18 protein-coding genes are annotated in these 20,697 nt (G+C 52.0%); 9 read left to right on the top strand and 9 right to left on the bottom strand.

Going from position 1 to position 20,697, the window contains the following annotated elements:
- Window positions 1–176: 176 nt before the first annotated feature.
- The gene (locus ACM615_RS21610) at window positions 177–1,109 is read right to left on the bottom strand and encodes a LysR family transcriptional regulator (protein ID WP_431012509.1); all 933 of its coding nucleotides are present in this window, start codon (window positions 1,107–1,109) and stop codon (window positions 177–179) included.
- Between the two features lie 115 nt (window positions 1,110–1,224).
- Between ACM615_RS21610 and ACM615_RS21605 the strand changes: the two genes are divergently transcribed.
- A complete protein-coding gene (locus ACM615_RS21605; RefSeq protein ID WP_095923902.1) occupies window positions 1,225–1,407 on the top strand; it encodes a 4-oxalocrotonate tautomerase in 183 nt (60 codons plus the stop codon).
- A 154-nt stretch (window positions 1,408–1,561) separates the two neighbouring features.
- Window positions 1,562–2,509: a DMT family transporter gene (locus ACM615_RS21600; RefSeq protein WP_431012508.1), complete on the top strand. Its 948-nt coding sequence runs from the start codon at window positions 1,562–1,564 to the stop codon at window positions 2,507–2,509.
- A 112-nt stretch (window positions 2,510–2,621) separates the two neighbouring features.
- Here ACM615_RS21600 and msrA read toward each other — a convergent pair whose 3' ends face one another.
- Window positions 2,622–3,164 carry a peptide-methionine (S)-S-oxide reductase MsrA gene (msrA, locus tag ACM615_RS21595; RefSeq protein ID WP_112288068.1) on the bottom strand — a complete coding sequence of 181 codons (543 nt, stop codon included), beginning with the start codon at window positions 3,162–3,164 and terminating at the stop codon, window positions 2,622–2,624.
- Between the two features lie 220 nt (window positions 3,165–3,384).
- Here msrA and ACM615_RS21590 point away from each other — a divergent pair, with 220 nt between their 5' ends.
- The gene (locus ACM615_RS21590; RefSeq protein WP_095923905.1) at window positions 3,385–4,020 is read left to right on the top strand and encodes a carbonic anhydrase; all 636 of its coding nucleotides are present in this window, start codon (window positions 3,385–3,387) and stop codon (window positions 4,018–4,020) included.
- Between the two features lie 163 nt (window positions 4,021–4,183).
- The gene (locus ACM615_RS21585; protein ID WP_431012507.1) at window positions 4,184–5,311 is read left to right on the top strand and encodes a GNAT family N-acetyltransferase; all 1,128 of its coding nucleotides are present in this window, start codon (window positions 4,184–4,186) and stop codon (window positions 5,309–5,311) included.
- 9 nt (window positions 5,312–5,320) lie between these two features.
- On the opposite strand, the gene ACM615_RS21580 is transcribed toward ACM615_RS21585, so the two are convergent.
- Entirely contained in the window at window positions 5,321–7,183 is a 1,863-nt protein-coding gene (locus ACM615_RS21580; RefSeq protein ID WP_132966617.1) for an ABC transporter ATP-binding protein, read from the bottom strand.
- 102 nt (window positions 7,184–7,285) lie between these two features.
- Window positions 7,286–8,785, bottom strand: coding sequence for an MDR family MFS transporter (locus tag ACM615_RS21575; protein WP_112288034.1), 1,500 nt, complete (start codon window positions 8,783–8,785; stop codon window positions 7,286–7,288).
- 84 nt (window positions 8,786–8,869) lie between these two features.
- Between ACM615_RS21575 and ACM615_RS21570 the strand changes: the two genes are divergently transcribed.
- From ACM615_RS21570 to ACM615_RS21560, 3 genes are all read left to right on the top strand, one after another.
- Window positions 8,870–9,571 carry a TetR/AcrR family transcriptional regulator gene (locus ACM615_RS21570; protein ID WP_113876929.1) on the top strand — a complete coding sequence of 234 codons (702 nt, stop codon included), beginning with the start codon at window positions 8,870–8,872 and terminating at the stop codon, window positions 9,569–9,571.
- A 143-nt stretch (window positions 9,572–9,714) separates the two neighbouring features.
- Window positions 9,715–10,800, top strand: coding sequence for a type I restriction endonuclease (locus ACM615_RS21565; RefSeq protein ID WP_431012506.1), 1,086 nt, complete (start codon window positions 9,715–9,717; stop codon window positions 10,798–10,800).
- A gap of 209 nt (window positions 10,801–11,009) precedes the next feature.
- Window positions 11,010–12,224: an MFS transporter gene (locus ACM615_RS21560; protein ID WP_159281862.1), complete on the top strand. Its 1,215-nt coding sequence runs from the start codon at window positions 11,010–11,012 to the stop codon at window positions 12,222–12,224.
- Here ACM615_RS21560 and ACM615_RS21555 read toward each other — a convergent pair.
- From ACM615_RS21555 to ACM615_RS21540, 4 genes are all read right to left on the bottom strand, one after another.
- Complete coding sequence (locus ACM615_RS21555) at window positions 12,196–12,948, bottom strand: isocitrate lyase/PEP mutase family protein (RefSeq protein ID WP_431012505.1); 753 nt, start codon at window positions 12,946–12,948, stop codon at window positions 12,196–12,198. The two genes, ACM615_RS21560 and ACM615_RS21555, sit on opposite strands and share 29 nt — an antisense overlap.
- 14 nt (window positions 12,949–12,962) lie before the next feature.
- A complete protein-coding gene (locus ACM615_RS21550; protein WP_431012504.1) occupies window positions 12,963–14,021 on the bottom strand; it encodes a bifunctional transcriptional activator/DNA repair enzyme AdaA in 1,059 nt (352 codons plus the stop codon).
- A 150-nt stretch (window positions 14,022–14,171) separates the two neighbouring features.
- Entirely contained in the window at window positions 14,172–16,244 is a 2,073-nt protein-coding gene (dcp, locus tag ACM615_RS21545; RefSeq protein WP_431012558.1) for a peptidyl-dipeptidase Dcp, read from the bottom strand.
- A gap of 230 nt (window positions 16,245–16,474) precedes the next feature.
- Window positions 16,475–17,410, bottom strand: coding sequence for a hypothetical protein (locus ACM615_RS21540; protein ID WP_129637714.1), 936 nt, complete (start codon window positions 17,408–17,410; stop codon window positions 16,475–16,477).
- A 197-nt stretch (window positions 17,411–17,607) separates the two neighbouring features.
- Here ACM615_RS21540 and ACM615_RS21535 point away from each other — a divergent pair, with 197 nt between their 5' ends.
- Together ACM615_RS21535 and cytX are read left to right on the top strand one after the other, a co-directional pair.
- Window positions 17,608–18,264: a Qnr family pentapeptide repeat protein gene (locus tag ACM615_RS21535; protein ID WP_431012503.1), complete on the top strand. Its 657-nt coding sequence runs from the start codon at window positions 17,608–17,610 to the stop codon at window positions 18,262–18,264.
- Window positions 18,265–18,369: 105 nt separating this feature from the next.
- Complete coding sequence (cytX, locus tag ACM615_RS21530; RefSeq protein ID WP_431012502.1) at window positions 18,370–19,623, top strand: putative hydroxymethylpyrimidine transporter CytX; 1,254 nt, start codon at window positions 18,370–18,372, stop codon at window positions 19,621–19,623.
- Between the two features lie 511 nt (window positions 19,624–20,134).
- Here cytX and ACM615_RS21525 read toward each other — a convergent pair.
- A partial coding sequence (locus ACM615_RS21525; protein ID WP_431012501.1) for a malate:quinone oxidoreductase occupies window positions 20,135–20,697 on the bottom strand: 563 nt, incomplete at its 5' end.

Below are 20,697 nucleotides of genomic sequence, written 5' to 3'. Positions count from 1 at the left end.
ATTCATTAGATCCCTGGACTCATTACTTCTAAACATGTCTGTATGATTAAAGTCGGGGTGATGAGGGTCACAACTTGCCAATGTTTCCTGGATACCGGATACGCAGAAATGAAAAAGGCATCCCCGCAAAGGAATGCCTTTTTCATTTAAGAAGGTCTGTTGAGAACGTCTTTTACTTAAACAGCGTCAGACCTCGGGCGTTTATCCAGAATCGTTTGGCTGTTTTCACCCAGCCGGGCAATAAGGAAATCAATCACGCTGCGTAGCTTGGCGGAGGGGCGACTGTCCTGATGATAAATCAGGTACAACGGCGTCGGTTTATACGACCACTGCGGCAGTACAGGCACCAGACGGCCTTGCGCAATATCATCCATCAACACGTAATCAGGTTGCAGAACAATGCCGCAGCCGCTGAGTGCGGCAATCCTGAGCGCGTTGCCCTGATTAGACATAAAGCGCCCGTTGATAAAGGCCTTAAACGTCTCGCCCTCCGGCCCGGTCAGGTCCCAGCGGTCCTGATGAAGCCAGTAAGACATCCCCAGACAACTGTAATTGCCCAACTGGTCAGGATGTTCCGGCATGCCGTGCTGTCGGATATAGTCTGGCGAAGCGGCCAGTATTCGGCGATATGGCCGTAAAGGGCGCGCGACCACACCCGGTTCGCATACCTCGCCGATCTGAATACCCAGCTCGTAATTCCCCTCCGTCAGATTGGGCACCCGGTTATCCAGATTCAGCATGACGTTTACGTCGGGATTGCGGGCCATATAAAGGCTCAGTTCCGGCACCAGACGCTGGCCGCCGAAGCTCACCGGGGCAACCATACGCACCAGTCCTTTAGGCGCGGACTGTAATTCCATCGCACTATTCTCAGCGAGCGCGACTTCCGATAAGACCCGGCGGCAGCGTTCAAAATAGAGTTGCCCGACCTCCGTCAGTTGCTGTCGCCGGGTCGTGCGATGCAACAGACGTGCGCCCAGCCGCTGCTCAATCTCCCGGATTTGCTTACCCACCATCGTGGGCGAGACGTCGCTGGCTATCGCCGCTGCCGTGAAACTGCCACATTCCACCACTCTGACAAACATCTCCATCCCGGACAATTTGCTCATGATTAACAACCCACAGGTTTCAATTCATTCAACTTAACACATATTTATTCTTATCAATCCTTACGTAGAATAGGTTTTGCCCCGCCGTGAGGGGCCTAATCAATGAGGATTTACTATGCCGATGATCCGTTTAGAAATGCTGCCAGGCCGTACCGCTGAACAAAAACGCGACTTTGCCCGCGAAGTGACCCGCGTCGCGGTGGAAACCCTTAAATGTAAGCCTGAAAGTGTCGATGTGGTGATCACTGAAATTCCTAAATCACATTGGGCAAAAGGGGGAGAACTGATGGGGGATTAATTTCCCCGGTCTGAAAATGTCAGTCGGCAGTTGTTTATTTTTAATGTGCTGACTGACGAAATAATCGTGTTGTGCCAGACGTATTTCCGCCTTAATTCGTATCAGCCTCCCGCTTTAATAAAATCAGAACGTAACTCAACCGGAACATAAAGAAATGAAAAATTCTTATTCTGCGGGCGTTTTCTGCTGCCTGATCGCCACCCTTTCATGGGGCGCGACTTTCCCGATGATGACCAGTGCGCTGAGGCACCTCGATCCTTATACTTTTACCACGTTGCGCTATGGCTTCGCCGCTATCGCGTTAGTGACTGCACTGAGATTACGTGAAGGAAAAGAGGGGCTGAATCTGAAAGGTGAACGCGCCGGTCTGGCGTGGTTATTAGGTTCAGCAGCCTTTGTCGGTTTTGGCTTTTTTGTTTTTCTCGGCCAGCAAATGGCCGGGGAAAATGGCGCGCTAACCACGTCAATTATGATGGCCACCATGCCGATGCTGGGTATTCTGGTCAATGGCGTATTACGCAAAATCGTCCCGCCCGCCGTCTCTATCGGACTGATTATGATGTCTTTCTTTGGGGTCATGACCGTGATCACCAAAGGGCACTATGCCAGCCTGTTTGATTCCCCTTCCAGCTACAAAGCCAACGCCCTGATTATTTTCGGCGCACTTTGCTGGGTTTTTTACACCGTAGGCGCGTCGTTTTTCCCGACCTGGTCGCCGCTTAAATATACCGCGTTAACCAGCGTTCTCGGGATGACCAGCGTGCTGGTATTAAACGCGCTGTTGTACATCACTGGCCTCGTGGCAGTACCCGCCGTTAGCGACTTCGTGTATGTGATCCCACATGTCTTTTACACCGCTTTTGTCGCCAGTTTTATCGGCATCCTGTGCTGGAATATTGGCAATAAAATCCTCACACCACTTAACGGAGTGTTGTTTATGGATGTTGTCCCGATTACCGCCTTCTCTATTTCAGCCATGACCGGCATCAAGCCCGGCACACCTGAAATTGCCGGTGCCTGCATCACCGGTTTTGCCCTGATCCTCAACAACCTCTATCTGCGTTACCGCACACCTAAACGGGTAGTTGTCCGCACTCAATAAAGCCACACATTGCGATGTCATCCCGATGAAGTCCCGGAAACAAAAAAACCAGAACAAAGGTTCTGGTTTTTAATGTGGTCTTTTACTGTGTACTTGCTGCCAATGTTGGCAATTACGGGTTCAGGGATTTCGTCCGCTGCGCAAAGCTCTTACGCAGTTTTTGTAATTTCGGCGGGATCACCGCCATGCAATAACGGTTCTGCTGTCCGGCGCCGTCCCAGTAATTCTGGTGATAACCTTCAGCTACGTACACTTCACCAAGCGGTTCGATGCTGGTGACAATCGGATCACTGTGGTCGTGCTGCGCGCGCAGAATTGCTGCTTCGGCTTCTGCTTTTTGCTGCTCATTCGCCGGGAAAATCGCCGAACGGTATTGCGTGCCGACGTCGTTACCCTGGCGGTTAAGCTGGGTTGGATCGTGCGTCACAAAGTGAATATCCAGCAAATCACCGTAGGTCAGTTTTTCAGGGTCAAACCCCACACGGATGGCTTCCGCATGACCGGTCGTACCGGTGCAAACCTGCTCGTAATTCGGGTTCGGACGACGCCCGCCGGTATAAACGCTTTCCACCGACTCCACACCGATGACGTCTTTAAACACCGCTTCTGTACACCAGAAACAGCCGCCACCGAAAATAGCGTATTCGATTGTCATACTGACTCCTTCACTCAGGGTATTGAGGAAATATGGGGACGGATAATGCTGAGATAAAGGTATGGCATTAAAAAAACAGAATGTGAAATGCTTATCGCCGGAAAATTATATTATTTTGCTACCGCTTATTTCCCTGTAAATAGTGTTGATATTGTGTCTGATTGATCTGCCTTTTTTTTCGTGGCAGACTCACTGGCATTGAAATACATGGAATTCCCCTATGAAAGACGTAATTGAAGGTTTCCTCAGATTCCAGAAAGAGGCGTTTCCGCAACGCTCTAAGTTATTCAAAGAACTCGCATTAAACCAAAATCCTAAGACCCTGTTTATCTCCTGTTCTGACAGCCGGTTAGTGCCGGAATTAGTCACGCAGCGTGAACCGGGCGAACTGTTTGTTATCCGTAATGCCGGTAATATTGTGCCGCCATTTGGTCCGGAACCGGGCGGCGTTTCCGCTACGGTTGAGTACGCGGTTAAAGCACTGGGCGTGAAAGATATCGTCATCTGCGGGCACTCAAACTGCGGCGCCATGAGCGCCATCGCTAACTGCACCTGTCTCGATCACATGCCTGCGGTTGCGCACTGGCTGCGTTATTCTGATGCCGCGAAAGCCATCAATGAATCCGTCGAACACGAAAACCCTGAGGCACGCGTCAACGGTATGGTGCACCAGAACGTGGTGGCTCAGCTGAGTAACCTGCGCACGCATCCTTGTGTCGCGGTCGCGCTGGCGAAAGGGGAAATCACCCTGCACGGCTGGGTGTATGATATTGAATCGGGTTGCATCGAAGCCTTTGATGCGAAAAGCGCCTCCTTTATTTCGCTGTCAGATAACCCGGAAGTTCGCGCCAGTTAATTGCCCGTTAAATAAAACATCCGGAACATTTTTAAATAATGTTCCGGATGATAAATCAGCGACTTAAGTCTTATTATATTGTTATCTTAACCTCTGCCGTAATATCCCCCTGCCTGAACGACAGTTAACCGATTTCTCTTTTACGCCACAGCGAGAATAATTGATGCCTGTTATCACGTTAGACCGTCTGGCCGATTGTCCTGCTGCTCAGTGGGATGCGCTGGTGCCTGCGCAACAGCCGTTCCTCAGCTATGCCTTTTTATCGGCACTGGAAGACAGCGGCAGCCTGGGCCCAAATTCAGGCTGGCGTCCGCAGCACCTGACCTGGCAGGAAAACGGCAACATCCTCGCCGCCATTCCCGGCTACCGCAAACGTCATTCTTATGGCGAATACGTGTTTGATCAGGGCTGGGCAGATGCCTGCCAGCGTTCCGGGATTGCTTATTACCCGAAATGGCTCGGCGCGGTGCCGTTCAGCCCGGTGACCGGCGCACGATTGCTGGGCAATGAACCGGCAGCAGTCAGTCTGTTGCAGGCGATACCAGATTATCTTCAAGAAAACGGTCTGACCGGCGCACACATCAATTTTACCGATGAACGCGCCAACCGGCTGATCGGAGCAGAACCCGTCTGGCAGCACCGGCAAGGGTTGCAGTATCACTGGCAAAACCGTGATTATCGCGATTTTCAGGATTACCTCGACGCGCTCACGTCGCGCAAGCGTAAACAGTTTCGCAAAGAACGCGAACAGGTGGCGGCGCAGGGCATTGATTTTGTCTGGCTGAAAGGCGCGCAGGTGACTGAAGCGCAATGGGATTTCGTCTACGCCTGCTACAGCAATACCTATCGCATTCGCGGTCAGTCACCGTATCTGACCCGCGCATTCTTCAGCCTGCTGGCGGAAAGAATGCCGGAGGCTATCCGCGTGGTATTCGCGCAACAAAACGGCCGCGACGTAGCGATGGCGTTCAGCTTAATCAGCGGCGATACCTTCTACGGGCGTTACTGGGGCTGTCTGGCAGAATTCGACCGGCTGCATTTTGAAACCTGTTTCTATCAGGGGATGGAATACGCGATTGCCAGCGGGCTGAGACGGTTTGATGCGGGCGCACAGGGCGAACACAAATTGCTGCGGGGCTTTGAGCCGGTGATCACCGACTCATGGCACTATTTACGTCATCCGGGTTTACGTGATGCCGTGGAAGATTTTTTAGTAGAAGAACGTGCCGGCGTGCAGCGCTGGGCCGACGAAGCCCGTGAAGTGCTGCCCTACCGGCACGACGTCTGTTAAGTGCAGGACTTAATCCATACCGACAAATCCGCCGGTCTGATGTTGCCACAGGCGCGCATAAAGCCCGCCGTGCGCCAGCAGTTCGGCGTGATTGCCCATCTCGACAATCTGCCCTTTTTCCAGCACCACCAGCCGGTCCATTTTGGCAATCGTCGATAAGCGGTGCGCAATGGCAATTACGGTTTTGCCGCCCATGAGCGTCTCCAGACTTTCCTGAATCGCCGCTTCCACTTCGGAATCCAGCGCTGACGTGGCTTCGTCCATGATCAGGATCGGCGCGTTTTTCAGTAATACGCGGGCAATCGCAATACGCTGACGCTGGCCGCCGGAGAGTTTGACGCCACGCTCACCGACATGGGCATCCAGCCCGGTTCTGCCCAGCGAATCATAAAGCTGCGGAATGAATTCATCGGCACGCGCCTGGCGGATTGCCAGCTGCAACTCTTCTTCCGTCGCTCCCGGCCTGCCGTACAGCAGGTTATCGCGGATAGAACGGTGCAGCAGCGAGGTGTCCTGCGTGATCATGCCGATTTGCGCGCGCAGGCTTTCCTGCGTGACCTCAGCAATATTCTGCTGGTCAATCACAATGCGGCCACCGTCGATGTCATACAGGCGCAGCAGCAGGTTCACCAGCGTGGATTTCCCCGCGCCGGAAGGCCCGATCAGGCCGATCTTCTCGCCGGGACGGATCGCCAGATCCAGATTGGGGATCACCTTTCCGCCTTTGCCAGAATTCTCTTTGCCGTAATTCTCTTTGCCATAATTAAATTGAATGTGATCAAAGTGGATCGCCCCCTGATCGACTTTCAGCGCTTTCGCCTGCGGTTGATCGGTGACGGTCAGCGGTTTCGCAATGGTGTGCAGGCCATCCTGAACCATGCCGATATTTTCGAAAATACCGTTCACCACCCACATGATCCAGCCAGACATATTCACGATACGGATCACCAGACCGGTCGCCAGCGCGATGGCTCCGACGCTTATCAGCGACTGCGTCCACAACCACAGCGCCAGACCCGTGGTGCTGACAATCAGCAAGCCATTGAGTGTGGTAATCGACACGTCCATGCCGGTGACCAGGCGCCCCGCCAGCTGAGTTTTCTCAGTCTGTTCGGTAATCGCTTCGCGGGCGTATTTCTGCTCCAGATCGGTATGCGCGAACAGTTTCAGCGTGGTGATATTGGTGTAACCGTCAACAATGCAGCCCATCAGTTTCGAGCGCGCTTCCGACGACTGCACCGAACGTTGCTTCACACGCGGCACGAAATAACGCAGACAAACGCCGTAACCGAATATCCAGATAATCAGCGGGATCATCAGCCGCCAGTCCGCTTCGGCAAACAGGAACAGCGCACTGGCGGCGTAAATCACCACGTGCCAGATGGCGTCCACCGCCTGCACCGCAGAATCGCGCAGCGAGTTACCGGTCTGCATAATGCGCTGGGCAATGCGTCCGGCGAAATCACTCTGGAAAAAGTTCAGGCTTTGTTTGAGGACATACTTATGATTCTGCCAGCGGATCATGCTGGTCATACCGGGGCTGATAGTCTGGTGAACCAGCAAATCATGCAGCCCGATAAATACCGGCCGCAGGATCATCGCCACCGCCGCCATCCACAACAGCTCGCCCATATGGTCGGTGAAAAAACTGCCCGGCGGAGTGTCTTTGGTCAGATCGATAATCTGACTGAGATAGCTGAACAGCGAGACTTCAATCAGCGCACAGACCAGCCCCACCACCAGCAAAATCGCAAAACTCGGCCAGACCTGGCGCAGATAATAAAGATAGAAAGGCAGAACCTGATCCGGCGGCTCAGCAGCCGGTGCCTCACGGAAGATGTCGATCATTCGCTCGAAACGGCGAAACAGCATAGCGATCCCCTTTATGATTTCCCTGTCGGCGTTGCTGGTTTCCATGCCATTTCAACGCCGTAAAGGGGAAAGCTTAGTGCAAATCACGGGGATTACAGCCGGTTATTTCTTCAGCACCGCATCTTTTTGCAGCAGCGACAACACAAACGCCAGCACCATGACGCAGGCCGCAATCAGATATACCGAGTGCAGCGCCGAGCCAAACGCCTGCAAATAATCATCGCGTATGGCGGTCGGTAATTCTTGTACTGCCTGCGCGCTGAGTGAGCGCGGAAGCACCGTGCCTTCGGGGATCAGCGCCACCAGTTGATCACGCAGAACGTGGGTGAAAATCGCGCCAAACATCGCCACGCCGATAGACCCCCCAATCGAGCGGAACAGCGTCACACCGGAGGTCGCCACGCCCATTTGTTTCATCGAAACCGAGTTCTGCACCGCCAGCACCAGCACCTGCATCACCATCCCCAGACCGAAACCGAGCACGCCGATATAGAGATACAGCATATGTACCGGCGTACTGACTTTCAGAAAGCCCAGCAGCACCATGCCGGCGAAACTCAGTAACGTACCGATAATCGGGAAAATACGATAACGGCCAATACGGCTGATCAGACGCCCGCTGACTATCGAACTGAACAGCAATGCGCCCATCAGCGGCAACAGCTGCATCCCTGCTCCCGACGGCGACGACCCTTTCACCACCTGCAGATACAGCGGCAGGAAAGTCATCGAGCCCATCAGCGACATGCCGATAATAAAGCTGATTGCGCAGCTCAGCAGGAAGGTGCGGTCGCGGAACAGACCCAGCGGAATGATTGGCTCTGCCGCCAGCGTCTCTTCGTAAATAAAGCCGCCAAGCGTCACGATACCGAAAGCCAAAATGCACCACAGCTGCGGATCCGACCACTGATACACCGTGCCGCCTTCGCTGGTGAACAAAATGATGCAGGTCAGCGCCGCCGCGAGATAACCCGCGCCGAGAAAATCGATTTCATGGCGGATGCGCGCGCTTTGCGATTTCAGCGCCACGCCAATCACCAGCAGGGCAAAAATCCCCAGCGGCAGGTTGATGTAGAAAATCCAGCGCCACGAAATATGCTCCACCAGAAAACCACCGATCAGCGGCCCGATCACCGTCGCCAGACCAAATACGCCGCCGAACAGTCCCTGATATTTCCCGCGCTCTGATGGCGGAATGACATCACCGACTGCCGCCATACTGACCACCATCAATCCGCCACCGCCCAGCCCTTGCAGGGCGCGCATCAGGATCAGCTGCGTCATGTTTTGCGCCAGTCCGCACAATACCGAACCGAGCAGGAACACAATGATCGCCGTTTGCAGCACGATTTTGCGTCCGAGCAGATCACCAAACTTACCGTATAGCGGCACCACAATTGTGGAAGCCAGCAGATAAGAGGTCACCACCCACGAGAGCTGATCCAGCCCGCCGAGCTCGCTGACGATAGTCGGCAACGCGGTAGACACAATCGTCTGGTCGAGTGCGGCCAGCAGCATCACCAGCATCAGCGCGGAGAACAGCAGCTTTATTGAAGGCTTCTCCTTCGTGACTTCGCTCTGTGCCGAATTTATTGTCGTCATGAATGACATCCTGACTTGTAATTAATTAACTGTATAATTAATATTGAAGCATCAAATTAATCTGGTCAATGGATCACCCCCCTTATGGCAGACAGAAAAATCTCAGAAACGGCGAGATCCGCACAAAAGGATCAAAAACCGGAGACGACAACCGCGCGTCGTCCGGGGCGTCCGCGCAGTGCAAAATCCGGAGCAGATAAGCGTGAACTGCTGCTGGACGCGGCTCTGAAACTGTTTGCCCAATACGGCATCGCTGAAACGCCACTGAGCATGATCGCCAAAGAAGCGGGCGTCACTACCGCCATGCTCCATTACTATTTCAGGACCCGTGAGCAGCTTCTGGACGTGATGATCGACGAACGTTTTCAGCCGGTGCGTGCAGGATTTACCGACATTTTTGAAACGCACGCCGACGATCCGCTGATGGCGATCACCCACATGGCGCAGTGCATGATTGATGCGGCAGAAAAATATCCGTGGGTGGCGCCGCTGTGGGTGCGCGAAGTCATCAGCGAAAGCGGCATGCTGAAAAAACGCATGGAAGAACGCAACGGCGACAAGAACCGCAAAATCGTGCATGAATGCATCACCCGCTGGCAGGCCGAAGGAAAACTGAACCCGGATCTTAATCCGGCATTGCTGTTTATTTCACTGTTCGGCCTGACACTGTTTCCGATGGCCTCAATGAAAATGCGTCAGGAAGGCGCGTCGCCGATTTCTCCCGATATGCTGCGCAAACACGTCGCCCTTTTGCTGTTCCACGGCGTGGCACCGCAGAAGCCGTAATTTATTTCCTCCTATTTTTTGATTATTGTCGGCATTTCACTAAATAAGTGATCAATGCCACAATTTTTCGTCTGGTGTTATTCCTCTATATTCCCTATAAGTAAACATCACACAGCAGTCATCGAAAAAAAATAGAGGCATATATGGAAATCCTGGAACAATTGAACAGTTTGGCCGTAAAAATTAAGCAGCAATCTCCACTGATTCAAACTGAAGAAGCCACAAAAAACGCATTTGTCATGCCCTTTATTAATAAAATCCTTGGATATGATGTTTTTGATCCAACCGAGGTTATTCCGGAATTTATCTGTGATGTAGGTACCAAAAAAGGTGAAAAAATTGATTACGCAATTCTCAAGGGTGGAGAGATTCAAATCCTTGTGGAGTGTAAAAAAATCGGAGAACCCCTCAACGTAAACCATGCATCTCAACTATTTCGTTATTTCCATGTAACAAACGCACGAATATCTGTTCTGACCAACGGACAAGTATATAAGTTTTTTACTGATCTCGACGCCCCTAACAAAATGGATGAAAAGCCATTTTTTGAGCTCGATCTACTTGATTTGGATGAAAATCTTGTTCCTGAACTGAACAAGCTTACTAAATCCGCCTTCGATGTTGAATCTATCGTAAATGCTGCGGGGGAGCTGAAATACGTTAGCCAGATTAAGAAAATATTTCTGACTCAGTTCACTAATCCCGAGGAAGATTTTGTTAAATTTTTTGCCTCGCGTGTTTACGACGGAATACTCACACAAAAAGTACGCGAGCAATTTAATACTCTTACCCGTAAGGCTGCGAGCCAACTGTTAAATGATCAGGTAAACGATAGGCTTAAATCAGCACTCAGCGGTACGGTGCAGAATTTACCTGCAAAAGAAACAGAAGAAGAAACTGGTGTGACACCAACAATTATAAATACGCCTGAAACGGATCAGATTGTTACTTCTGAGGAAGAGTTGGAAGGGTTCCATATCGTTAAGTCAATCATACGAACCATTGTCGATGCTAAACGCATCACGCCAAGGGATACTAAAAGTTATTTTGGCATTCTCATTGATGACAACAACAGAAAACCTATTTGCCGCCTTCATTTTAACCGCACTCAATTTTATATTGGATTGTTCGATGCTGAGAAAAATGAGACCCGACATCCGATAGATTCTTTGGATGATATCTACCAGTTTACTGAACATCTTAATAAAACAGCCCAGAGTTATGGCTGAAGAACAGAGCTTAATTTATGAGCCTGCAAAAGCAGGCTCATGATCCCTTCCACGGCGTGGCACCGCAGAAGTCATAAGCGAAATCCCCACCCGCGCGGGTAGCGCCGCGCAACTCTCTTAAATCCCTCTTTTTTGTAATGAAAAATACTGCGCAGACTCCTTTATGATGTAACGAAAATGTTGCCGTTACTCAGGGAATGCCGTTTAACATGAAGGGAATGCCGCCGTTAATTCTCGCGCTGTTAGCCAGTTCGTTAGTACTCACTATCGGACGAGGCGTCACACTGCCGTTTATCACGATTTATCTGACTGAGCACTATCATCTGTTGCCGAAAAGCGTCGGGATTATTCTCGGAGCCAGCCTGGCGATCGGCATTCTCAGTAGTCTGTACGGCGGTTATCTGGTGGATAAATTCAATCACCGGACGCTGATCACCGTCTCCGTCAGCCTGTTTGGTCTGAGCTTTTTACTGCTGCCGTTTCTGCCCAATGTGACCGGCGTTCTGCTGGTTCTGGCGCTGCTGAATGCGTCATACGCCCTGCTCAGCATCACGCTTAAAGCCTGTATCGCCAGCTGGTTGCCGGTGGAAAAGCGGGTGAAAGCCTTTTCGATGAACTATACGCTGGTGAACGTCGGCTGGGCGGTAGGTTCGTCGCTGGGCGTCTGGCTGGCGGGTTTCAGCCCGATGCTGCCGTTCGTGATTTCCGGCGTGCTGGCACTGGGCACCGTGATTTCCCTGACCTGGGGATTGCGCAATATTCCGCATAAACCGCCGCAGACCACGCCTGAACAAAAACCGCTGCCCAAACCCAATCTGCGCCAGACATTGAGCATTCTCGCGCACGACCGCCGCCTGATTTACTTCACGCTGGGCAGTACGCTGGGGTCGATAGTGTTCGGGCAGTTCGCCGGTTATCTGTCGCAGTATCTGATCCTGGTCTCGGACGCGACCTTTGCCTACAAGATTATCGGCGCAGTGATGATCACCAACGCCGTGATTGTCATCGCCTTCCAGTACGTGTTAAGCAGCCGGATGAAGCAAAATACGCTGCTGAAATGGCTGCTGCTCGGCACAATTTTCTTCATCATCGGCCTGATTGGCTTTATGACTGCCGGACAATCCGTACTGTTCTGGGTGATCGCCATGGCGATTTTCAGTTTCGGCGAGCTGATCGTCATTCCGGTGGAATACATGTTTATCGACTTTATCGCGCCGGAAAACATGAAAGGCAGTTATTACGGGATGCAGAATCTGAGCAATCTCGGCGGCGCGATAAACCCGGTGATGTGCGGTTTTCTGCTCAGTTACGCCGCCCCGCCGGTGATGTTTGTCGCGCTGATCGCCGCCTCGGTGGGCGGCCTGGTGTTCTTCTGGATGGGGCACCGGCTGGCGGCTAATACAGCGCGCGCGCCTGTTGTTTAAGGGTTTCCATCAGTCCGACATAAGGATAAGGGCCGTAGCTCAACCGACTGATACCCGCCGCAGTGAGTTCAGCCAGCGGCGGCGTCAGGCTGCTGGCCATAATATTCACCGGCAATCCTGAGACATCGCAAAGTTCGGCAATCAATCCAACGTCACTCAGACCTGGAACAAAAAACCCGCTGGCACCCGCATTCTGATAAGCAGTCAGCCGCTTTTTGACTTCGGCCATCAGCGCCGGATGTTGCGTGGCGTCAGGCTGCTGCAAAAAGACATCGGTTCGGGCATTGATAAATAGCGCAATTCCCTGAGACTCCGCCTCCTGACGAAGAGAGTTTAAAATCTCGCATTGTTCTCGTACTCCGTTCAGCGCGGATAATCCCAGTTGTTGATCCTCAACATTAATCCCCACCACACCGGCCTGCAAAAGCGCGCTCAGGTTGTCGCGGCGGGCTGCACCATAACCGGTTTCGAAATCCACCGTCAGCGGCAAACTAATAACTGAGGCAATACGTTGCACCGTGTGTAACAGGCTGGAAAAAGGCATGGCTTCGCCATCCTGATATCCCTGCGCCGCCGCACACGACCAGCTTCCGGTGGCGATGGCTTTTGCCCCCGCCTGCGCCACGGCCAGCGCGCTGCCCGCATCCCAGATGTTGTATAAAACGACCGGATTATATTTCTGGTGAAGCTCTGAAAATGCCACTGCCTGACTTTGCTGACTCATACCCTGCTCCTCGTTTAGCGGCTTAGCGCCATTCTTCGTTCGTGTTCAATCAGCCATCGCTTGCGCCATAATCCGCCGCCGTAACCGGTCAGCGAACCGTCGGCACCGATTACGCGATGACAAGGGATGAGAATTGAAATCTGGTTAGCACCGTTGGCACGTGCTACCGCGCGGGACGCCGTTGCCTGCCCGATATCTGCCGCCAGCGCGGAATAACTGCGCAGCTCACCTGCAGGAATGTCTCTGAGCGCATCCCAGACTTTACGGGTAAATAACGAGCCAAACTCTGCCAGCGGCGTGGCGAATGTGTGTGTTTCACCCGCGAAATAGGCCGTCAGCTCCTGTTCAACCTGATCAACCAGTGGCGTTCGTCCAAAAATAATTTCAGAGGATGTGAGCTGCTTCAGCCGCTCAATTTCATTCGGCAATGCCGGACGGTCAATAAACTCCAGCAGATACAGCGCCTCGCGACTGGCAATTGCCAGCATTGAACCGATGGGCGTATCCAGCCAGTCTGCTTTCAGAAACTGATGCTTTCTCGCCTGACTGGGGTTACTGCCGATTTGCCGGGTGATCGCTGCACGAAATCCGCTACCGGATCCAAAGCTGGCGTCCAGTTGCGCCTCAATCACGGCCTCACCGTTAGTCAGCGCATCGACACCTTTACCTACCCGCCGCAAACGCGCCATTTCCAGAAAGGTGATGCCAAACTGCCGTTTAAAGGCGCGGCGGACAGTGGAAGGATCGACATTCATCGCCTGCAAATCGCCCTCGCTCCATTTTCTGTCCGGCTTTTTTTCCAGCGCGGCCAGTAATTTCAGCACCAGCGGGTCTTTTTCGCCGCCCTGCATGAGCGGCCGGCAACGTTTACACGGCCGGAATCCGGCTTCCATCGCGCTGACCATCGATGGATAAAATACGGAATTTTCACGTTTAGGTTTACGCGCGGGACAGGTCAGCCGGCAGAAAATACCGGTGCTTTTCACGCCGACAAAGGCAAAGCCATCGTAAGCAGGATCACGGGCAATCAGCGCAGCATAAAGAACATCATCGTCAGGCAAATCGAACAACATGATTTCACTCGCAGACCGGAGACATGGGGAAAAGCATAGGGGAATTTGAGCAGGGGTAGCGACGTTTTTCGGGCGTTGATTTTACCTTTTTCCGTTCACTACTTACGACAAGATAATACGTGCCCGGCGTGATACCGGGCACGGCTGCTTTTACTCTTCCAGCCCGCGGTTTTTCAGCATCGGCTCAATCGACGGCGCTTTGCCACGCCAGGTTTCGTAGAGCTTTTCGAGGTCTTCGCTGTTACCACGTGAGAGGATCTGGTCGCGGAATTTCTGACCATTCTCCCGCGTCAGCCCGCCCTGTTCAGTGATACCGGCAAAGGCATCGTCGGCCAGCATTTCGGTCCACAGATAGGCGTAATATCCGGCCGCATAGCCATTACCCCAAATGTGCTGGAAATAGCTGGAACGGTAACGCGGCGGCACATACGCCAGATTCACTTTATCTTTCGCCAGTGACTCCGCTTCGAACTTATCAACGTCCTGCTGCGGGGCGTCTGCGCTCAGACTGTGCCAGTGCATATCCAGCAGCGCCGCGGCCAGCAGCTCGGTCATGTCATACCCTTTATTGAACTTACTGGCCTTTTCGATTTTGTCCTGCAAGGCCTGCGGCATCACTTCGCCAGTCTGATAATGTTTAGCGAAGTGAGTAAACACTTTCGGGTCGCTCGCCCAGTGCTCGTTAAACTGCGACGGGAATTCGACAAAATCACGCGGTGTCGCGGTACCGGAAAGACTCGGGTATTCCTGATCGGCAAACAAACCGTGCAGCGTGTGACCAAACTCGTGGAACAGGGTGATGACATCGTCCCACGACAGCAATGCCGGTTGCCCTGCCGCCGGTTTCTGGAAGTTCGCCACGTTATAAATCACCGGCTTATTACCCAGTAATTTCGACTGATCGACGTAATTGCTCATCCACGCGCCGCCGCCTTTATTATCACGCTGATAATAATCGGCATAGAAAAGCGCCATCGATTTACCGTCTTTATCGAACACCTCGAAAACCCGCACGTCGGGGTTGTATACCGGCAGGTCTTTGCGCTCTTTAAACGTGATGCCGTACAGCACGTTAGCGGCATAAAACACCCCGTTCTCCAGCACGTTATTCAGCTCGAAATACGGCTTGATCTGCGCGTCGTCCAGATCATATTTCTCTTTGCGAACCTGCTGCGCATAGTGCTGCCAGTCCCAGGCAGCCACTTTAAAGCCCCCCTTCTGTTTATCGATTTCTGCCTGAATATCCTGCGCCTCACGCTGCGCGCGGGCGGTCGCGGCTGGCACAATTTTGTGCATGAAATCCAGTGCGGCTTGCGGCGTTTTCGCCATCTGATCTTCCAGCTTCCACGCGGCATAGCTTGGGAAACCCAGCACCTGAGCCTGCTCCGCGCGGACTTTTGCCAGCTTCGCAATCAGCGTACGGGTGTCGTTGGCATCGCCTTTTTCAGCGCGATTGATGGAAGCTTCATACAGCGCTTTGCGCGTGTCACGATCATCCAGCGACTGTAATAACGGCTGCTGAGTGGTGTTTTGCAGCACCAGTAGCCAGGCGTTGTCCAGCTTGCGGTCTTTGGCGGCCTGCGCGGCAGCCGATAACTCAGCATCACTTAGCCCGGAAAGCTGCGCTTTATCTTTCACCGTCAGGCCGCCCGCTTTGGTCGCGGCCAGCAATTTGTTAGTGAACTGCGTGCTGAGCGTCGCGGCCTGCTGGTTCAGCGCCTTGAGTTTGTCTTTATCCGCATCAGAAAGATTAGCGCCTGCCAGTTCGAAATCTTTAAACGTCACGTCAATCAGGCGTTGTGATTCCGGAGAAACTTTCAGGCTGCCACGCTGGTCATACACCGCTTTCAGCCGCGCGAACAGTTTGCTGTTGAGATGAATACTGTCATCCATCGCTGCCAGTTCAGGCGACGTGTCTTCGTCGATTTTTTGCAGCGTGTCGTTGGTATTTGCGCCGGTCATCGCGCCAAAAACATTTTGTACGCGCTGCAGCATGACGCCGGATTTTTCCAGCGCCACATAAGTATTTTCAAAAGTAGGCGGCGCTGTATCGTTAGCGATTTTATCGACTTCAGCCAGTTTCTGGCGAATGCCTTCCAGAATGGCCGGCTCGTAATCGCTGTCTTTATAGAGATTAAATTGTGGCGCCTGATATTCCAGCGGGCTGGGTTTCAGAAATGGGTTATCTGCGTTGATGGCGTGATTCATAACGTGCTCCTGCATTGGTGCCGGTGCAGATGTGGGTTGTGCAGCGGCTGCGTATTGGCTGCATGCCAGAGTTAAAGAGAGAAAAAGAGGAGAGAGACGCATTTTTGGATTTTCCTTTGCCTGAGTTCCTTTAAGTCTTTGAGCATAGTAACAGGCAGGGGATTGGGCAAAATTGACAGGGTAAAATTTGCCCAAGAACTGATTCGTCCTTAATCAAGGTAGACTACTTTTCACACCGCAGGCTGTCAGTCTTCTGCCTCTGAGCTGTCTGAACCTGAGCCGAAGAAATCGCTACCATAAGCGCCTTCATCACTATCACTTGAACTGGACCTGCTCATACGTGGCTTGTAATGCTCCATATGGATTGCATATTCATCAGATTTTATGCCAACCATTTTCGGTACACGGATCTCCGGCCGGAAAAAACTGTTCACTACGTTAGACAGTTGTGCGTTATTTCTGGCAGACAGGATTATTTTCTGATCTGCTGGCGGTAAACTCCGGCAATCTAAAATAATAGAATACGTCAGTCCTAAAATGGAGAGCATCTTCCCGTTAAAAATTATCGACAGACGGTTAAACGCCCTCTTTTCTAATAGGCTAACAGCCTCCCGGCTCAGTTCTGGAATATGACATCTCGGCATCACTAATGCGACCTGATCCGTTAACACCAACGATGAATTTCGAAAAACAGGATGGGAATAGGCTATTTTATAAAATATACTGCCAAAGCGACTTGAGGATTTCAGTAATGGTGAACCCACTTCTAAAGAAAAAAACACATAACCGTCATTTCCCAACATCGAAATATCTATAGGCTGCGTGTTATCTGCATTAAACCGGATCCCCTTACTGATTAATTTTTTCCTTGAATATAAAATCAGATCGTTGTTTTTATTGACCACGTCAAGTGAATCTGTGCAGTGAACAGCATAGAAAGGTGCCTGAGTCAGGGTGTTAAAAAAACTCTGCTCCTGAATCGTCAATTTACCCAGTGCTATTCGTAATGCGTGATAGTTATGCACAGAATAATCATCTATCGTTTTCTTGCCGGGCTTCCACAGAATACCATTACGCATCATGCTCTCACTGGTTTGTGAAGACCATCTGTTGCGGGTATTGTGTAAGATCTTTTCGCCTGCTGTCTTTTTGGTGAAAACTTTTTTATCCGGTGCAAGCATATATTAATGCTCCATGCTCAAAAGTAAATAACGAAGAGATTAAAATAAAAATACCTTCATAGCCACTTACTTAATAATTAATCAGATTGAAAATATTATAAAATAAAGCAAACTGCGGATAATATAAAACCATTAACGTATCCTGGTTCTTCTGGTAACCTATTTATAACTGAAATAAAAAATTAACAGGATTGAGGATGTTCACCAATCAAGTATTTACCGATCAGCGTTTTAGCGTGAAGCAATTCACCGGCGAGACACTGGAGAACTGCCGCTTTTACCGCTGCCGGTTCGACAGCACCGATCTGTCAGAAACCGCATTTGTCGATTGTCTTTTTTACGATGATGAAGAACAAAAAGGCTGCTCTTTCCAGCATGCAAAATTGCAGGATGCCAGCTTTAAGCGTTGTGACCTGACGATGGCGGATTTCAAAAACATTCAGGCGCTGGGCTGTGAAATCCGTGAATGCAAAGCCACCGGCGCAGATTTCAGCGGTGCCAGCTTTATGAACATGATCACCTCGCGCACCTGGTTTTGCAGCGCCTTCATGACCAAAAATAACTTCAGCTACGCCAACTTCAGCAAAGTCATTCTGGAGAAATGCGAGTTATGGGAAAACCGCTGGACCGGCGCAAACGTGCAGGGCGCAAACTTAAGCGGCTCCGACCTGTCCGGCGGCGAATTCACCGAGTTCGACTGGAATAACGTCAATATCACCCATTGCGACCTGACGAATTCAGATCTGGGCGAACTGAACATCCGTAAAGTCGATCTCGTTGGCGTGAAAATCGACGACTGGCAGCAAAGCCATTTGCTGGAAAAATTGGGGATGATTGTGATCCATTCGAAATGAGAGGAGTTGAAGTGAAAGGATCCTGCATAAATAAACCGTCCCTTCATCAGGATCACATCGCAATATGCTATAACAGGCATTCGCATTAGCCACGAAATTAACCTCATGAAAGATAATAGTATTTACTCCCCGCAGGCGTCTGTGCCGGAAAAATCACGGGTGCTGGGTTGGTCTGATTTATTCTCGTTGTGGTTCTCACTCGGTATGGGCCTGATGGTGTTGCAGGCCGGGGCGATTCTGGCTCCGGGCCTCGGGCTGGCGGGTTCTCTGGCGGCGATTGTGTTGGGATCAGCCGTCGGGGTTGCGCTGCTGGCGCTGGTCGGCGTGACCGGCGGGCAAACCGGTTTGTCTTCAATGGCGTCGCTAAAGCTGAGCCTCGGAAAACGTGGCGTGGCGTTGCCGGTCTTGTTCAATCTGATCCAGCTGGTCGGCTGGGGCGCGTTTGAAATTGTGGTGATGCGCGATGCCGCCAGTCTGCTGGCAAAAGGGGCCTGGGGCGACGGCAGTTTTTGGGCGGATCCGACCCTCTGGACGTTTATTTTCGGCATCGTCGCCACCTTGCTGGCGGCCAGCGGGCCACTGGCGTTTATCCGCGTGGTGCTGCGCCGCTGGGGTATCTGGTTGCTGCTGGCGAGCTGCGCATGGCTGACCGGTTATCTGTTCCTGCACGCGGATTTATCGACGCTGTGGCATAAAGCCGGAGACGGTTCGATGCCGTTCGCGCTGGCCTGCGATATCGTGGTGTCGATGGCGTTTTCATGGCTGCCGCTGGTGTCGGATTACACCCGTTTCGGCAAATCTGCGCGACAAAATTTCTGGGGCACAGCCTGCGGATATTTCCTCGGCAGCGTGTGGATGATGTCACTCGGTGTCGCTTATACGCTGGCGTTTGTCAGCACATCGACCGATGCCAATGCGCTGCTGCTGGCGCTTTCTGGCGTTGCGCTGGGTATCCCGCTGTTGCTGATTCTGGTGGATGAACATGAAAATGCCTTTGCGGATATTCACTCTGCGGCGGTATCGGCGGGCACTTCTCTGCCGGTCAGTGTCGGTAAACTGACGCTGGGTATCGGCCTGCTGTGTACGCTGATTGCCTGGTCAGTGCCGCTGACGCAATACGAAAACTTCCTGCTGCTGATTGGTTCGGTATTTGCGCCGCTGTTCGGCGTGGTACTGACGCATCATTTTGTTCTGCGCCGGCAGACACAAAAAGACCTGAACATTTGCTCTGTCGCGGCCTGGTTTATCGGTATCGCGGTCTATCATCTGATGGCAAATCTGCTGCCTGACGTCGGCGCGACGATCCCGTCGCTTCTGGTGGCGGGACTGGTGTGCTGGGGATTAGGGCGTAAAGACTGAGTTAAGAAAACCGCCCCAAAGGGCGGTTCCTTAATGACTACAAACCAGACCCTATGTTGACGTTAATATTGATATGAGAAACGTTTACGTTCCATCCATCATTTTCCGACGTCATCAAAGAACCCAGCACAACGATCAGTGCATAAATACACTTTTTCATTGTTGCGGCCTTTTACAACCGCGTTTCACCAATAAGCACCGGGACCGACTGATGAAGGACAAGCAGAATTGGGACTGCTTGTTCCCGCGGTACTCAAGTGCTAATTCCTGAGCCCGGTGACCCGTCGCTAAACAGGTGAATTAGTCCCGGCAGAAGATTAGCATCAAGACCATTCCTGGTGTAAGGTTATTTTTCACACAGGGACTTGTCTATCTCGCCCTAATCGTGTAACTTTTCAGCGTTGGGGCTGCTTGTTTCCGCTAGTATTAAAAGGTTGATTTAGCGCTAACTGAATCACCCAACAAAAAAACCGCTCTCTGAAGCGGTTTTTTTGTGCCTGAAATCAGGAAATTACAAAGCAATATCCGCAGTCTGTTTTGGCTCTTGTTTGGCCTGAACGTCGAGCGGTCGCAGCTGAACCACGTCGGCGACCGGCGTGGTGATCATCGACGGCGTTTCCAGTTGCAGAATGCGGCTGGTTTCCAGCAGCTCTTTCTCGGTCGCTTCGATATTGCCATTCAGTTTGGTGCCATAGGACGGGATGATTTCCCGGAATTTGGCCTGCCATTCTGCACTGGCGGCTTTTTCTTTAAAGACCGTTTCCAGCAGTTTCATCATGATAGGCGCTGCGGTTGATGCACCCGGTGAAGCCCCCAGCAAGGCGGCGATACTGCCGTCCTTCGCGCTGACCACTTCGGTGCCGAGACGCAATACGCCGCCGTGTTTGCCATCTTTTTTGATGACTTGCACGCGTTGTCCGGCCACCCAGCGTTTCCAGTCTTTTTGCTCGGCCTGCGGGAAGAACTCCTTCAGCGCGGCATGACGGTCTTCATCACTGAGCATGACCTGCCCGACCAGATATTTCACCAGATCGAAGTTGCCCATGCCAACGCGGGTCATCGGCAGCAGGTTAG

Origin of the sequence: Rahnella sp. PAMC25617, from assembly GCF_050606005.1 — a bacterium.
GTDB lineage: Bacteria > Pseudomonadota > Gammaproteobacteria > Enterobacterales > Enterobacteriaceae > Rahnella > Rahnella variigena.
The sequence above is the reverse complement of the archived record's forward strand: the minus strand, read 5'-3'. Positions and strand labels throughout refer to the sequence as shown.